The organism is Sphingobium fontiphilum (assembly GCF_014196635.1).
GTDB classification, from domain to species: domain Bacteria; phylum Pseudomonadota; class Alphaproteobacteria; order Sphingomonadales; family Sphingomonadaceae; genus Sphingobium; species Sphingobium fontiphilum.
Genome location: NZ_JACIEB010000001.1, coordinates 679,213 through 693,702 on the forward strand (window position 1 = coordinate 679,213; position 14,490 = coordinate 693,702).

At 62.3% G+C, this 14,490-nt stretch carries 14 protein-coding genes; 9 read left to right on the plus strand and 5 right to left on the minus strand.

The window, feature by feature from the left end:
- Nucleotides 1-34: 34 nt before the first annotated feature.
- Nucleotides 35-3,370, minus strand: a complete 3,336-nt coding sequence (gene carB / locus GGR44_RS03105) for a carbamoyl-phosphate synthase large subunit (RefSeq protein ID WP_183953952.1) — start codon at nt 3,368-3,370, stop codon at nt 35-37.
- 57 nt (nt 3,371-3,427) lie between these two features.
- On the opposite strand from carB, the gene GGR44_RS03110 reads away from it, so the two are divergent.
- From GGR44_RS03110 to GGR44_RS03120, 3 genes are all read left to right on the plus strand, one after another.
- Nucleotides 3,428-3,667, plus strand: coding sequence for a FitA-like ribbon-helix-helix domain-containing protein (locus tag GGR44_RS03110; protein ID WP_183953953.1), 240 nt, complete (start codon nt 3,428-3,430; stop codon nt 3,665-3,667).
- Nucleotides 3,664-4,092: a type II toxin-antitoxin system VapC family toxin gene (locus GGR44_RS03115; protein WP_183953954.1), complete on the plus strand. Its 429-nt coding sequence runs from the start codon at nt 3,664-3,666 to the stop codon at nt 4,090-4,092. Before GGR44_RS03110 ends, GGR44_RS03115 begins: the two co-directional genes overlap by 4 nt.
- 114 nt (nt 4,093-4,206) lie before the next feature.
- Entirely contained in the window at nt 4,207-4,563 is a 357-nt protein-coding gene (locus GGR44_RS03120; RefSeq protein ID WP_183953955.1) for an endonuclease domain-containing protein, read from the plus strand.
- A 184-nt stretch (nt 4,564-4,747) separates the two neighbouring features.
- Here GGR44_RS03120 and GGR44_RS03125 read toward each other — a convergent pair whose 3' ends face one another.
- The 4 genes from GGR44_RS03125 to carA are packed head-to-tail and all read right to left on the minus strand — an operon-like array spanning nt 4,748 to nt 7,052.
- On the minus strand, nt 4,748-5,116 hold the full coding sequence (locus GGR44_RS03125) for a hypothetical protein (RefSeq protein ID WP_183953956.1): 369 nt from the start codon (nt 5,114-5,116) through the stop codon (nt 4,748-4,750).
- Nucleotides 5,109-5,504, minus strand: coding sequence for a hypothetical protein (locus GGR44_RS03130; protein WP_183953957.1), 396 nt, complete (start codon nt 5,502-5,504; stop codon nt 5,109-5,111). The genes GGR44_RS03125 and GGR44_RS03130 overlap by 8 nt, the downstream gene beginning before the upstream one ends.
- Before the next feature lie 7 nt (nt 5,505-5,511).
- On the minus strand, nt 5,512-5,880 hold the full coding sequence (locus tag GGR44_RS03135; protein WP_183953958.1) for a ribonuclease E inhibitor RraB: 369 nt from the start codon (nt 5,878-5,880) through the stop codon (nt 5,512-5,514).
- Nucleotides 5,877-7,052 carry a glutamine-hydrolyzing carbamoyl-phosphate synthase small subunit gene (gene carA / locus GGR44_RS03140; protein ID WP_183953959.1) on the minus strand — a complete coding sequence of 392 codons (1,176 nt, stop codon included), beginning with the start codon at nt 7,050-7,052 and terminating at the stop codon, nt 5,877-5,879. Before carA ends, GGR44_RS03135 begins: the two co-directional genes overlap by 4 nt.
- Nucleotides 7,053-7,206: 154 nt before the next feature.
- Here carA and GGR44_RS03145 point away from each other — a divergent pair, with 154 nt between their 5' ends.
- The 6 genes from GGR44_RS03145 (at nt 7,207) to GGR44_RS03170 (ending at nt 14,290) form a co-directional block, all read left to right on the plus strand.
- Nucleotides 7,207-7,659: a GatB/YqeY domain-containing protein gene (locus GGR44_RS03145; RefSeq protein WP_183953960.1), complete on the plus strand. Its 453-nt coding sequence runs from the start codon at nt 7,207-7,209 to the stop codon at nt 7,657-7,659.
- A gap of 13 nt (nt 7,660-7,672) precedes the next feature.
- Entirely contained in the window at nt 7,673-9,547 is a 1,875-nt protein-coding gene (gene dnaG / locus GGR44_RS03150; RefSeq protein WP_183953961.1) for a DNA primase, read from the plus strand.
- 45 nt (nt 9,548-9,592) lie between these two features.
- Nucleotides 9,593-11,641, plus strand: coding sequence for an RNA polymerase sigma factor RpoD (rpoD, locus tag GGR44_RS03155; protein ID WP_183953962.1), 2,049 nt, complete (start codon nt 9,593-9,595; stop codon nt 11,639-11,641).
- A gap of 116 nt (nt 11,642-11,757) precedes the next feature.
- Nucleotides 11,758-12,555, plus strand: a complete 798-nt coding sequence (locus tag GGR44_RS17045; protein WP_281374175.1) for a CatB-related O-acetyltransferase — start codon at nt 11,758-11,760, stop codon at nt 12,553-12,555.
- 130 nt (nt 12,556-12,685) lie between these two features.
- Nucleotides 12,686-13,363 (plus strand): DUF6975 family protein, encoded by a 678-nt coding sequence (locus tag GGR44_RS03165; RefSeq protein ID WP_183953963.1) that lies wholly within the window; start codon nt 12,686-12,688, stop codon nt 13,361-13,363.
- An 84-nt stretch (nt 13,364-13,447) separates the two neighbouring features.
- A complete protein-coding gene (locus tag GGR44_RS03170; RefSeq protein WP_183953964.1) occupies nt 13,448-14,290 on the plus strand; it encodes an AAA family ATPase in 843 nt (280 codons plus the stop codon).
- Nucleotides 14,291-14,490 lie beyond the last annotated feature (200 nt).

A 14,490-nucleotide genomic window follows, 5' to 3' on the forward strand; every position in this document is an offset into this window, starting at 1 on the left:
GCCGCCCGCTTCACGCTTCCTTGATGCAGGGGGGTCAGGCTAGCGAGGCAGGATAATAGGACTGGAGCGACCGCACTTCAAGGGCGTGCCCGCGCAGCGCCTCGATTGCGTCGACCGCCGCGACGCTGGCCGCCGCCGTGGTGAAGCTGGCGACCTTGTGCCGCAGGGCGCTGGTGCGGATCGCCTTGCTGTCCTTCAGCGACTGCCACCCTTCGGTCGTGTTGAAGATCAGGTCGACGGCCCCGTCGGTGATCCGGTCGACAATGTGCGGGCGGCCCTGCGCCACCTTGTTCACCGTTTCGACCGCAATGCCTTCATCCTCCAGGAAACGGGCCGTGCCGCCCGTGGCGATGATCGAAAAGCCCATCTCGGCCAGCTTGCGCGCGGCGGGCAGGATGACCGCCTTGTCATCGTCCTTCAGCGAAATGAAGGCCGTGCCCGATGTCGGCAACATGGTGCCCGCACCGATCTGCGCCTTGGCAAAGGCAGTGGCAAAATCCTTATCGATTCCCATGACTTCGCCGGTGCTCTTCATTTCGGGTGACAGCACGGGATCGACGCCGGGGAAGCGGTTGAAGGGGAATACCGCTTCCTTGACCGCGATATGGTCAATCGCGTTGCGGTCGATGGTCGGCAGGTCTTTCAGCTTCTCGCCCGCCATCACCCGGCTGGCGATCTTGGCGATCGGCGTGCCGATGGCCTTGGCGACGAAGGGCACGGTGCGGCTGGCGCGCGGGTTCACCTCGATCAGGTAGACGGTGCCGTCCTTGACCGCGAACTGGATGTTCATCAGCCCTCGGACAGACAGGGCGCGGGCCAGCACATCGGCCTGACGCTCGATCTCCGCGATGATGTCGTCCGACAGGCTGTAGGGCGGCAGCGAACAGGCGCTGTCGCCCGAATGGACGCCCGCCTCCTCGATATGCTGGAGCACGCCCGCGACCACGACATCGTCGCCATCGCACAGCGCGTCGACGTCCACTTCGGTCGCATCGCGCAAATACTGGTCGATCAGCACCGGCGAATCGCCCGACACCTGCACGGCGGTGGCGATATATTCCTCCAGCTGCGCCTGACCGTCGACGATCTCCATCGCCCGGCCGCCCAGCACATAGCTGGGGCGCATCAGCACCGGATAGCCGATGCGGTTGGCCACGGCGATCGCCTCCTCCCGGCTGCGGGCGATCCCGTTTGCGGGCTGGAGCAGCTTCAGCCGGTCGATCAGCGCCGCGAACCGCTCGCGATCTTCGGCGAGGTCGATGGCGTCGGGCGATGTGCCCAATATGGGGATGCCCGCATCCTCCAGCGCCTGCGCCAGCTTCAGCGGCGTCTGCCCGCCAAATTGCACGAGCACGCCGGCAAGCGTCCCCTTCGACATTTCGACGTGCAATATTTCCAGCACATCCTCGGCCGTCAGCGGCTCGAAATAGAGGCGATCCGACGTATCATAATCGGTCGACACCGTTTCCGGGTTGCAGTTGACCATGATCGTTTCATAGCCGACCTCGCTCAGCGCGAAGCAGGCGTGGACGCAGCAATAGTCGAACTCGATCCCCTGCCCGATCCGGTTGGGGCCGCCGCCCAGGATGACGACCTTCTTGCGGTCGCTGGGCTGCGCCTCATTTTCAGGCTCGCCGAAGATCGGCGCTTCATAGGTCGAATACATGTAGGGCGTCTTCGCCGCGAACTCGGCGGCGCAGGTGTCGATGCGCTTGAACACCGGGCGCACGCCCAGCTTGTGGCGCAATGCGCGCACTTCCGCCTCGGTCACGCCACCGGTCATCGCCTTGACCGCTTCGTGGATCAGGCCGCTGCCGCGCGCGATGCCGCGCTCCATGCCGCGCAGATTGGCGGACTTCAATGCCAGCCAGGCGAGCCGCTTGTCGGAAAAGCCCATGGCCTTGAGCGCCCGCATCCCCGCTGCGTCGCGCGGCAGGCCGTTGTCGATCACGCCCTGTTCGGCGTCGACGATTTCCTTGATGCGTTCCAGGAACCAGGGATCGAACTTGGCGATGGCATGGATTTCCGCGACGTTCAGCCCTTCCCGCAATGCCTGCGCGGCGACCAGCAGGCGGTCGGGCGTCGGCTGCGCCAGCGCGGCGATGATGTCATCCTTGGGCGCGCCGACCAGATGGTCGACCTGGTTGAAGCCCGACAGGCCGGTTTCAAGGCCCCGCAGCGCCTTCTGCATCGATTCATGGATGTTGCGGCCGATCGCCATGACTTCGCCGACCGACTTCATCGCGGTGCCGAGCAGCGGCTCGGAACCCTTGAACTTTTCAAAGGCGAAGCGCGGGATCTTCGTCACCACATAGTCGATGGTCGGTTCGAAGGACGCGGGCGTCGCGCCGGTAATGTCGTTCTCGATCTCGTCGAGCGTATAGCCCACGGCCAGCTTCGCCGCGACCTTGGCGATCGGGAAGCCTGTCGCCTTCGACGCCAGCGCGGAGGAGCGCGACACGCGCGGGTTCATTTCGATGACGATCAGTCGACCGTCCTTCGGATTGACCGCGAACTGCACGTTCGAACCGCCTGTTTCCACGCCGATTTCACGCAGGACCGCGATGCTCGCGTTCCGCATGATCTGATATTCCTTGTCGGTCAGCGTCAGCGCCGGGGCGACGGTGATGCTGTCGCCTGTATGGACGCCCATCGGGTCGATATTCTCGATGGAACAGATGATGATGCAATTGTCGTTGCGGTCGCGGACGACCTCCATCTCATATTCTTTCCAGCCGAGCAGCGATTCCTCGATCAGCACCTCGGTCGTGGGCGAAGCGTCCAGCCCGCCGCGCACGATATTGACGAACTCGTCGCGGTTATAGGCGATGCCGCCGCCGGTGCCGCCCATGGTGAAGCTGGGCCGGATGATTGCGGGCAGGCCGGTGAATTCCAGCGCCGCCATGGCTTCGTCCATCGTATGGGCAATGCGGGAGCGGGCGGATTCCAGGCCAATCTTGTCCATCGCGTCGCGGAACTTGATCCGGTCCTCCGCCTTGTCGATGGCTTCGGCGTCGGCGCCGATCATCTGGACGCCATATTTCTCCAGCGTGCCGTCGTTGAACAGCGCGAGCGCCGTGTTCAGCGCGGTCTGGCCACCCATCGTCGGCAGCACCGCATCGGGCCGCTCCTTCTCGATGATCTTCGCCACGATTTCAGGCGTGATCGGCTCGACATAGGTCGCGTCGGCAAATTCCGGGTCGGTCATGATCGTGGCGGGATTGGAATTGACCAGGATGATGCGATAGCCCTCCTCTTTCAGCGCCTTCACCGCCTGCGTGCCCGAATAATCGAACTCGCACGCCTGGCCGATGATGATCGGACCAGCGCCGATGATGAGGATGGAGGAGATGTCGGTGCGCTTGGGCATTGTTTAGAGTGCTCTCATTGAATAGATTGATTGCAATGCAATCATGGGAGACAGGCGATGGGAAGTCTGACGATCCGCAACATTCCCGATGAAGCCAAGCATCTTTTCCGCCAGCGCGCGGCCGCCAACGGCCGTTCGATGGAGGAGGAAGCGCGGCAGATGATTTTGGCGGCCGTCGCGACCGATCGGACCAAACAGAACAACATGTGGGAGTTTATCTACGAAGCGAGCCGCCCCGGCTTCAACCTTCCCGAAGCCCCCGACACGCCCGCCAGCTACGCCATTTTTGACGAATGATTGCGGTCGACACCAACGTCTGGAGCGAAGCGACCAAGGCTGAACCAAGCCAGTCCGTGCGCGCATGGGTGCGCGCTCACAGCGACCAGCTATGGCTGCCGACGATCGTTCTTGCCGAGTTGCGCGCAGGCGCAGCGATGATGCCGCCCGGAAAACGTCGGACTGCTCTTGAAGGCCATTTCGACCGGCTTGCGGCGCTCTATGCGGACCGGCTGCTGGATTTCGACGAACAGGCGTCCCTCCATTATGCGCGGGTGCTGGAAGGAGCAAGAACGCAGGGCCGGCCGATCGGCACCGCTGACGCAATGATCGCGGCGACGGCGTTGCGCCATGGCATGGCGCTGGCCACCCGAAACCTGAGCGATTTTGCCGGTGCAGGTGTTGACCTGATCGACCCATGGAACGCACCGCTCCCGCACCCATGATCGGACCAGCGCCAATGATGAGGATGGAGGAGATGTCGGTGCGTTTGGGCATTATGATGCTCTATTCTGTAGCCCTCTCCCTTGAGGGAGAGGGTTGGGTGAGGGTGTGAAACGATGGTGGAAAAGCGCCTGACCAGCGTCGCGCGCAAACTGCGCCGCGATCCGACCGAAGCGGAAAAGATGTTGTGGGCGCGACTGCGCGCCGGTCAGGTGGACGGCTTCAAATTCGTTCGCCAGTTTCCCATAGGCCCGCACGTCGCCGACTTCGCTTGTCGCAGCGCGAAACTGGTCGTCGAACTCGACGGCGGACAACATGCGATGAGCGAAGCCGACACCGCTCGCACCAAGCTGATCGAAGCCCATGGCTATCATGTGATCCGATTCTGGAATTACGACGTCCTGAGCAATATAGACGGCGTACTCGAAACCATAGTGTCGGAACTGCGCCTCGCCCGAAACCTTCTCCCTTGAGGGAGAAGGACACGAAGCCTTGGCAGCTTGCTGCCTAGGAGAAGTTGGATGAGGGTGTTTAGCGGTTGCATATCCCATCAGCGCCGGGCCCCCTCACCCCAACCCTCTCCCCGACGGGGAGAGGGAGTCAGGTCACGCCCAGCGCCGATGATGAGGATGGAGGAGATGTCGGTTCTTTTAGGCATTAGTCGTCCGAAGGCCTCGCTTGAGATTTTTCACGATAAGTCCGCCGCTCAACATGCTTAGCCAGGACTCGGTCAAAATCGTCAACAAACATGTCTTTAAACAACTTATTCCATGACGACGGCGGCAACTGCCCCTGAACATCTGCCGGATCTATTGGGACCAACAAATAAGACCTTAATCCCGCGTCATATAAATTTGTTGTAATGTCGATGCTACTTCCGAAGTGCTTCACAATAAAAACACCTGGAATGTAATTCCACCAGTCCAAAATCTGAGGGACACTATTAAAAAGATTTACAATTCCGTCACCGTTCAACGCCTGCTTAGTGACATCGAATGTAACAAGGGCCGCAGATGTATCAGACATCAGACTGCGCCTCCAGAAACGCTATGCTCGTAACAGGCGCGGCATTTACAATACGTGCAATATCTTCCGCTCCAGTTTCTTTCGACCCATAAATCTGTAATGCAGTTTGCCTTAACACAAACTCTTCAGATCGAAGTAAGGCAGGATCACGAACAGAGTGGTAAACAAACAGCCCAAGGACAACCGCTAACGTAACCCCAACAAATATGATTCCAGTTACTGCTGCCCACGGAGGCAAAAATATTGCCGCTGGGAAAACGACAAGACATAATACTCCCAATATCCAAAGGCCCGGAGCTAAGACATTTTTCGTCGAAACCCGATCTACTGTTTCGGCGCTTAAAAAAGAGGGCTTCACAAAACTCTCTCCAACCAAACGAGACAGCACGATATAATCAATGCACGCCCCCCGTCCGAGCCTCACACCCCCATCCGTCATACTCCACGCCGCAGAGAATCTCGATCTGGAGGCATTTCTTCGTCAGCGCGCGGATCGAGGCTTCGTCGACCGGCTGCACGCATTCGAGGAACAGGAACAGGTCGCCCTCCTCATCTTCCTCCCGGTCCAGTTCGACCATGCCGAACTGGCTGGCGATGGTCAGCACGCGCTCGAAATCCTGCTCGCTGCCCTTGAAGCTGACGTCCACGGGCCGCGCGATGCGCGCGACGTCGCCATTGGCGGCGAGGTTGGCGAGGACTTCGCGATCCGCCTCCCACTCGGCGGCAAGGCGCGCTTCGTCGACAGGGGGCAGGTTCAGGCTCACGCCGGGACCGGGCCTTTCAGCCCCTCCACAAACCGCTGGAACAGATAGAAGCTGTCCTGCGGCCCCGGCGAGGCTTCGGGGTGATATTGCACGGAAAAGGCGTTCTTGTCCGTCAGTTCGATGCCGCAATTGCTGCCGTCGAACAGCGATACATGGGTCGCGCGGACATTGCCCGGCAGGCTGTCGGCATCGACCGCAAAGCCGTGATTCATGCTGGTGATTTCCACCTGTCCATCCGACAGGCGCTTGACCGGATGATTGGCGCCGCGATGGCCCTGATGCATCTTGATCGTCTTCGCGCCGGTGGCCAGCGCCAGCATCTGGTGGCCGAGGCAAATGCCGAAGATCGGGATATTTTCGGTCAGCAACGCCGCGATGACGGGCACGGCATAGGCTCCGGTCGCCGCGGGATCGCCGGGGCCGTTGGACAGGAACACGCCATCGGGCTTCTGCTCCATCACCTGCTCATAGGTCGCCGTCGCGGGCAGCACGGTCACGCGCGCACCGGCCTTCACCAGATTGCGGAAGATATTGTGCTTCGCGCCATAATCCAGCGCGACGACATGGGGCCGCTCCGCACCCGCTTCATTCAGGCCATAGCCAAAGCCCAGCTTCCACACGCCATGCGCCCAGGGCCGCTGCGCCCCGGTGACGGCGATGGCGAGGTCCATGCCCTCCAGACCCGGCCAGGCGGCGGCTTTCGCGGCGAGCGCGACGATGTCGAACCGGCCCGTTGGATCATGGGCGATGACGACATTGGGCGCACCCTTTTCGCGGATCATCCGCGTCAGCGCGCGGGTGTCGACGCCCGCCAGGCCGATGCGGCCATTGTCCTTCATCCACTGGTCAAAGGGCATGACGTTGCGGAAATTGCTGGGCGCGGTCACATCCTGCCGCACGATGCAGCCCAGCGCATGGGGGGCGTCGGCCTCCACATCGTCGGCATTGGTGCCGACATTGCCGATATGGGGGAAGGTGAAATTGATGATCTGCCCCGCATAGCTGGGGTCGGTCATGATTTCCTGATAGCCGGTGATCGAGGTGTTGAAGCAGAGCTCCCCCACCGCATCGCCCACAGCACCGAAACCACGGCCGAAAACCGCGCTGCCATCGGCGAAAACCAATGCCCCTGTCGCTCCTTCGGGCACGGTCAAGGTCTTGGCGTCAGCCATGGCAAGCGATTCCTTCTTATGCTTTTTCGGGAACCCGTCTGATGCGGGTTAAACGGCCGGTCACCTATGCCTCCCGCGCCGCGCGGTCAACGTCTGTTAAAAAAGTCATTTCGCATTATATATGCTCCTTTCCCGCAGACAGGATTTCCTCGCCATGATTCGCGACATGATAAAGAGCGCCCAGGTCGAAGCCATGAAGGCGGGCGACAAGGACCGGCTGGCCGCCGTGCGCCTGATCCTCGCGAAGCTCAAGGACCGCGACATCGAACTGCGCACCGCCGCCAATGTGCCCGATGATGACATAGTGGTCGTCGAAGTGCTCCAGAAAATGGGCAAGCAGCGCCGCGAATCCATCGACATGTTCAAGAGCGGCGGTCGCGACGAACTGGCCGCGAAGGAACAGGCCGAACTCGATGTGATCGAAAGCTTCCTGCCGCAACAGATGAGCGCGGAGGAAACCACCGCCGCGATTCTGGCGATCAAGGCCGAAATCGGCGCGTCCAGCGTCAAGGATATGGGCAAGGTGATGGCGGTGCTGAAGGAACGCCACGGCCAGGTGATCGACATGAGCAAGGCCAGCGGCCTGGTGAAGGCGGCGCTCGCCTGATCGTGCCCGGGGCATGAGCCTTTCCCCAGCCTTCCTGGACGAATTGCGGGCGCGCACGTCGCTGTCGACGCTGATCGGGCGGACGGTGAAGGTGCAGAAGGCCGGGCGCGAATATAAGGCGTGCTGCCCCTTCCATAACGAAAAGACGCCCAGCTTCACGATCAACGACGAAAAGGGTTTCTATCATTGCTTCGGGTGCGGCGCGCATGGCGACGCCATCCGGTGGATGACCGACCAGCGCGGCCTGCCCTTCATGGACGCGGTGAAGGAACTGGCGGCGGCGGCGGGCATGGATGTGCCTGCGCCCGACCCGCGCGCCGCCAAACGCGCTGAACAGGCAAAGGGCCTGCATGATGCAATGGCGGCGGCGCAGGCATTTTTCGAGGAGCAACTGGGCGGCATCGAGGGGGCGGAGGCGCGCGCCTATTTGCAAAAGCGGAGCATATCCGACGCCACCCGTCGCGCCTTCGGCTTTGGCTACGCCCCCGATTCGCGCGGGCGGCTGAAGGCGGCGCTCAAGGATTTCGGCGAACCGATGCTGGTCGAGGCGGGCCTGCTGATCGCCCCCGAGGGAGAACGCGAGACCTACGACCGGTTTCGCGGCCGGTTGATGCTGCCCATCCGCGACATTCGCGGCCGGGTGATCGCCTTTGGCGGGCGGATTTTGGGCGCGGGCGAACCCAAATATCTCAATTCCCCCGACACGCCGCTCTTCGACAAGGGGCGCACCCTCTACAATATCGACAAGGCGTCGCCCGCCAGCCGCAACAGCGGCCGGATCATCGTGGTCGAAGGTTATATGGACGTGATCGCGCTGGCGCAGGCGGGCTTTGCCGATGCCGTCGCGCCGCTGGGCACGGCGCTGACCGAGCATCAGATCGAACGGCTCTGGAAAATGGTCGACGTGCCTGTCCTCTGCTTCGATGGCGATTCGGCGGGGCAGAAGGCCGCGATCCGCGCGGCGTTGCGGGCGCTGCCCCTTCTGAGGCCGGGAATGAGCCTGGCCTTCGCGACCCTGCCGCCAGGGCAGGATCCCGACGACCTGCTGCGCGAATCAGGGGCCGCCGCGTTCGAGGCTGTGCTCATCGGAGCGGAGCCGTTGGTCGACCGGCTGTGGAAGCATGAACAGTCCGCAGCCCCGCTCGATACGCCCGAACAGCGCGCCGCGCTCAAGCAAAGACTTCGCGCGCTGACCGACGCCATCGCGGACGCAGATGTGCGCGCCCATTATGTCCAGATTTTCCGCCAGCGTTATGATGCGCTCTTCTTCGCCCGGTCAGCGCCGGGTGAGCAGCAACGCGCGCCGCGCGGCGAATCGCGTCCCGGCTGGAAACGCGACAAGCGCGGCAAATGGCAGCCGCCTGTGCCCCCCGCCGGCGGCGAGGCGCGCGCGATCGGCGCGACCGGCATGGAACAAAGGCTGCTGCGGGCGGTCTTGGCGGGGCTGCTGCGCCATCCTGAACAGGTCGCGCTCCACCGCGAGACGTTGCTAACGCTATCCATCGCAGATCCCCTGCTGGCGCAATTGCTCGATTCGATGATTGCCGCCTCGTTCAGCAAAGAAACGGTTGAAAGTGATGGCCTCCTTACCATATTGGGGCAAGGTGAGTTGTATAATATGGCTAAAGGGATGCTCCGGGCCGATACGTTCACAATCACCCCCTATAGCAAGGACGGCGATGCCGGTCGCGCGCAGCGCGATCTGGCCGAAGTCGTCCGGGTCATGGCGCAGGGGCCGGAACTGGAGCGGGAACTGGCGGCCGCGACTCAAAGGGTGATGGACGATGTTACGGAAGACAATCTGCTGGCGCAGCAGCGGGCTTTGACCGCGCACAGAGACCATCTGATCCGCCTCGCGGAACTGGTGCAGCCCGAAGAACATATGTGATGTGCTTGTCCCGGCGTGGCGGGGCGACAGAATTAAGGCGAATAAATGGCGAGCAAGGCGAACGGCAAGGGTGCGGGCGAGGACACGGAAACGGGCGATGCCCCGCTGCTCGACCTGAATGAAGCGTCGGTCAGGAAGCTGATAGCTCGCGCTAAGAAGCGCGGCTACATCACCGTTGACGAACTGAACGACGCCCTGCCCCAGGATCAGATGTCCACCGACCAGATCGAGGACATCATGGCTGCGCTCAACGAAATGGGCGTGAACATCGTCGAGAATGAGGAAGCCGGCGAGGACGGCGATGATCAGCGCGAGCGCGAGGATGCCGAAGACGCCGAGGACGATTCGGGCGACGACGACGGCGCCCCCAAGCTGGTCACCGAAAAGAAGAAGGAAACGGTCGACCGCACCGACGACCCCGTGCGCATGTATCTGCGCGAGATGGGCGCTGTCGAACTGCTGAGCCGTGAGGGCGAAATCGCCATCGCCAAGCGGATCGAGGCCGGCCGCGACACGATGATATTGGGCCTGTGCGAAAGCCCCACGACCTTCAACGCGATCATCGAATGGTCGACGGCGCTCAACAATGGCGAAATGCAGTTGCGCGAGATTCTCGACCTCGACGCCATGCTGTCGAAAGACCCCGCGCCCGAAAATCTGGAGGAAGGCGCCGAGGACGATGATGGCGAGATCAGCGAAAAGACTGCTGGCCCGAGCTTCAAGGACGAGGAAGAGCCGGAGGAGGAATCCGCCGACGGCGATGAGGATGAGGACGGCCTGACCGAACGCCGCGCCCGCCGGACGGAAGAGGATGACGAGGAGGACAACACCCTCTCCCTCGCCCAGATGGAAGAGACGCTGAAACCGATGGCGCTGGAGAAATTCGCGACCATCACCGACATCTTCCGCAGCTTCTCCAGCGCGCAGGAATCGCGGATGCTCGCCATGGCCAATGGCGAGGCGTTGAGCCAGAAGGCCGAGGATGATTATCAGGCCCTGCGCGAAAGCCTGACCGCAGAGGTCGAAAGCGTCCAGTTCCACCAGCAGAAGATCGAATATCTCGTCGATCAGCTTTATGCCTATAACCGGCGCCTGACCGCGCTGGGCGGGCAGATGCTGCGCCTGGCCGAACGGCACAAGGTCAGCCGCAAGGATTTCCTCGACCGCTATGTAAACCATGAACTGGACGATGGCTGGCTCGACAAGGTGAGCGGCCTCGACAAGAAATGGTCCGCCTTCGTCGCCGCCGAAGGTCGCTCGGTCGACCGCATTCGCAACGAGGTGAGCGAAATCGCGCAGGCGACCGGCATGTCGCTGCCCGAATTCCGCCGCATCGTGAACATGGTGCAGAAGGGCGAGCGTGAGGCGCGCATCGCCAAGAAGGAAATGGTCGAGGCGAACCTCCGCCTCGTCATCTCCATCGCTAAAAAATATACGAACCGTGGCCTGCAATTCCTTGATCTTATTCAGGAAGGCAATATCGGTTTGATGAAGGCGGTCGACAAGTTCGAATATCGCCGCGGCTACAAGTTCAGCACCTACGCCACCTGGTGGATCAGGCAGGCGATCACCCGCTCGATCGCGGATCAGGCGCGCACCATCCGCATCCCGGTCCACATGATCGAAACGATCAACAAACTGGTCCGCACCAGCCGCCAGTTCCTGCACGAGCAGGGCCGCGAGCCCACGCCGGAGGAAATGGCCGAGCGCCTGTCCATGCCGCTGGAGAAGGTGCGCAAGGTGATGAAGATCGCCAAGGAGCCGATCTCCCTGGAAACGCCGATCGGCGACGAGGAGGATTCGCATCTGGGCGATTTCATCGAGGACAAGAATGCGATCATCCCGGTGGACGCCGCCATTCAGGCGAACCTGAAGGAAACCGTTACCCGCGTGCTCGCCAGCCTCACCCCGCGCGAGGAGCGCGTGCTGCGCATGCGCTTTGGCATCGGCATGAACACCGATCATACGCTGGAGGAAGTGGGCCAGCAGTTCAGCGTGACCCGCGAACGCATCCGCCAGATCGAGGCGAAGGCGCTGAGAAAGCTCAAGCACCCCAGCCGCAGCCGCAAGATGCGCAGCTTCCTGGATCAATAACGGCGGTGCCGGACAAACGGATAAGCAGGAAAAACAAGACTCCTGATCCGCCGCCCGTTAAACGATCATCGGTCAAAAAGGACGATGCTCCATCGTTCGGAGAGAATCGCGCGCCAATGTCGTTGTCGCCCGGGCACGACAGTGTCGATCTGACCGGGTTGAGCGGAGATGAGAAGGCCCGACTGTTCCTGAAGATGGGCCTGCGCGTCGATGCGGCCAGCCAGGCTATTGTCGGGATGGTGAAGTCGCCCCTCGGCCTGCTGTTCGAACCGCCCATCGTGCTCGCCGATATCGAAATGTTCGGCTGGGTGGGCAAGATCGGATCCTATAGCTGCGTGCGGGGCGGCCGTCTGGAAAGCATCGCGGAAATCGGGCGCTATTGCAGTATCGCGCCGGGTCTTTTCATCGGCGGCGGCAATCATCCGGTCGACTGGCTCAGTTCGCACCCCTTCCAATATGCCGGCCAGGCGGACTGGCGCGACTATGCGCCGGATCGTGCTTTCACTACGGAATACGACTATCTCGACTTGGAATGTATCGGCGAACAGCCGCGCATTGGGCATGATGTCTGGATCGGCGCCAATGTGACGATCCTCAAATCCGTCACTATCGGGGATGGCGCGATTGTGGCCGCCGGATCGGTGGTCCATCGCGACGTTCCGCCCTATGCCATCGTTGCCGGATCACCCGCGACGATCAAGCGTTTCCGATTTCCTCCCGACGTCATCGAACGGCTGCTTCAGACTCAATGGTGGCAATTTCGCCATTCCGACCTGTCAGGACTGCCCTTTCATAACATCACCGCCTGCCTCGACGAGATCGACAGGCGGCTGGAACAGGGGCGCATCCGGCGGCGCGGACGGCCGCTTTATGGCCTGACGAACGATCAGTTGAAGCTGCTTCGTCACTATTGATGGCTCCCTATGGGCGGAACCGGGCCCCAATCGGGCGTAACGCAGGCGCCGTAAACCGCCTGTTTACCCGTTGTCGCTATCGTGAAGGCATCGCCTTGCTTCAAGGTGGGCGGACTTCGAAGGACAGGCGATGAGCAACGCAATTCCGCTGCATAAAGGCAGCAGCATTTCCCCGCTTCTGGACGCGCTCGTCCGTGCGGAGGGCAGTGCGGCCCATCCCTATGTGCACCGGATCGTCGACACCCCGGTCAACGCCGCGTCGCGCGCCCTGCCCGACCTTGCCGACATCGCCTATTATCTCTGCCTGCTGCACGGCCGCCATCCCGGCGTCATCGACCATGCCGCCGGTCGATCCACCGACAATGGCGCGCGGGCCTGGCTGGTCCACGCGGCCGACGCCTTTGCGGGCGAGCGCGCCTATCTGACCCAGGTGACCGTCGCTGTCGGCCCCGCGCCCAGCACTTCGGGGCAGGCCGATTGTGAAACCATCGTCAGCCAGCAGCGCCACGCGCTCGACATGCTGGCACAGTCCGACCGGCGCGGCTGCGCCATGGGCGCGGCCATGGCGCTGGCGCTCGACTGGCGCGCCATCCGCAAACTGCTCGACATCGCCGCCATCCGCGTGGGCATGGAGCCAGCGCCCTGCAGCCTGCCGCACGCCGCCGAGACGCTGGCGGTCGCCGGCGCCATCGGCGGCGATGACGGCATCGACCGCGCCATCCAGTTCGGCGCGCGTCAGTTGCTCGCCCAGCATCGCGGCCTGTGGGATCTGATGCAGGCCCGGGCCGCCGTTCGCGCCAACGGCTGACGCATCCCCGCTTCCTGCGCGCTTGCGCAAGTCCGCGCCATTGCCTACCCCTGACGCCGATCAGCGGTTCAGGAAAGGGCGATCATGCGTTTTGAAGGCACAGCGGGCTATGTTGCGACCGATGACCTGAAAGTGGCCGTGAACGCCGCCGTACTGCTTCGCCGCCCGCTGCTGGTGAAGGGCGAGCCGGGCACCGGCAAGACGGTGCTGGCGCAGGAAATCGCCGACGCGCTGGGCGCCCCCCTGATCGAATGGAACGTCAAGTCGACGACGAAGGCGCATCAGGGCCTGTATGAATATGACGCGGTCGCCCGCCTGCGCGACGGGCAATTGGGCGACGAGCGGGTCCACGACATCGGCAATTACATCCGTAAGGGCAAGTTGTGGGAGGCGTTCACCGCCCCGACCCTGCCCGTCCTTCTGATCGACGAGATCGACAAGGCCGACATCGAATTTCCCAACGACCTGTTGCAGGAACTCGATCGCATGGCGTTCCACGTCTATGAAACGGGCGAGACGATCGCGGCGAAGGAACGCCCGGTCGTCATCATCACGTCGAACAATGAAAAGGAACTGCCCGACGCCTTTTTGCGCCGCTGCTTCTTCCACTATATCAGGTTCCCGGACCGTGACACGATGCAACAGATCGTCGATGTGCATTTCCCCGGCATTCAGAAAATCCTGGTCAAGCGCGCACTCGACATCTTTTACGATATTCGCGAAGTGCCCGGCCTGAAGAAGAAGCCCAGCACCAGCGAGTTGCTCGACTGGCTGAAACTGCTGCTGGCCGAAGACATGCCGCTGGACGTGCTGCAATCGGCGGACAGCGGCAAGGCGATCCCGCCGCTGCATGGCGCACTGCTGAAAAACGAGCAGGACGTGATGATGTTCGAGCGTCTGGCCTTCATGAGCAGGCGCAAGGGGTAAACGCGCCCTGCGCCAGGCGCCAGCATCATGCCCTCTGCCCGGACAGCGGATCGCAGATGCCGCCATCTTCTTCCGCTCGCCCCCGCCGCCCGCGAATTGACCGGCCCGACGCATAATGTCGCGGCTCCCCCAGGGAGGATTCAAGCGCCAAACCTTCGCGCACGCAAAAATCCCGCTTGCGCAACGCGGAATATACGGCC

Bases quoted from the DNA above. Each gene is read 5' to 3' on its own strand.
- carB (WP_183953952.1), bottom strand. From the start codon at position 3,370: ATGCCCAAGCGCACCGACATCTCCTCCATCCTCATCATCGGCGCTGGT.
- GGR44_RS03110 (WP_183953953.1), top strand. From the start codon at position 3,428: ATGGGAAGTCTGACGATCCGCAACATTCCCGATGAAGCCAAGCATCTT.
- GGR44_RS03115 (WP_183953954.1), top strand. From the start codon at position 3,664: ATGATTGCGGTCGACACCAACGTCTGGAGCGAAGCGACCAAGGCTGAA.
- GGR44_RS03120 (WP_183953955.1), top strand. From the start codon at position 4,207: ATGGTGGAAAAGCGCCTGACCAGCGTCGCGCGCAAACTGCGCCGCGAT.
- GGR44_RS03125 (WP_183953956.1), bottom strand. From the start codon at position 5,116: ATGTCTGATACATCTGCGGCCCTTGTTACATTCGATGTCACTAAGCAG.
- carA (WP_183953959.1), bottom strand. From the start codon at position 7,052: ATGGCTGACGCCAAGACCTTGACCGTGCCCGAAGGAGCGACAGGGGCA.
- GGR44_RS03145 (WP_183953960.1), top strand. From the start codon at position 7,207: ATGATTCGCGACATGATAAAGAGCGCCCAGGTCGAAGCCATGAAGGCG.
- dnaG (WP_183953961.1), top strand. From the start codon at position 7,673: ATGAGCCTTTCCCCAGCCTTCCTGGACGAATTGCGGGCGCGCACGTCG.
- rpoD (WP_183953962.1), top strand. From the start codon at position 9,593: ATGGCGAGCAAGGCGAACGGCAAGGGTGCGGGCGAGGACACGGAAACG.
- GGR44_RS17045 (WP_281374175.1), top strand. From the start codon at position 11,758: ATGTCGTTGTCGCCCGGGCACGACAGTGTCGATCTGACCGGGTTGAGC.
- GGR44_RS03165 (WP_183953963.1), top strand. From the start codon at position 12,686: ATGAGCAACGCAATTCCGCTGCATAAAGGCAGCAGCATTTCCCCGCTT.
- GGR44_RS03170 (WP_183953964.1), top strand. From the start codon at position 13,448: ATGCGTTTTGAAGGCACAGCGGGCTATGTTGCGACCGATGACCTGAAA.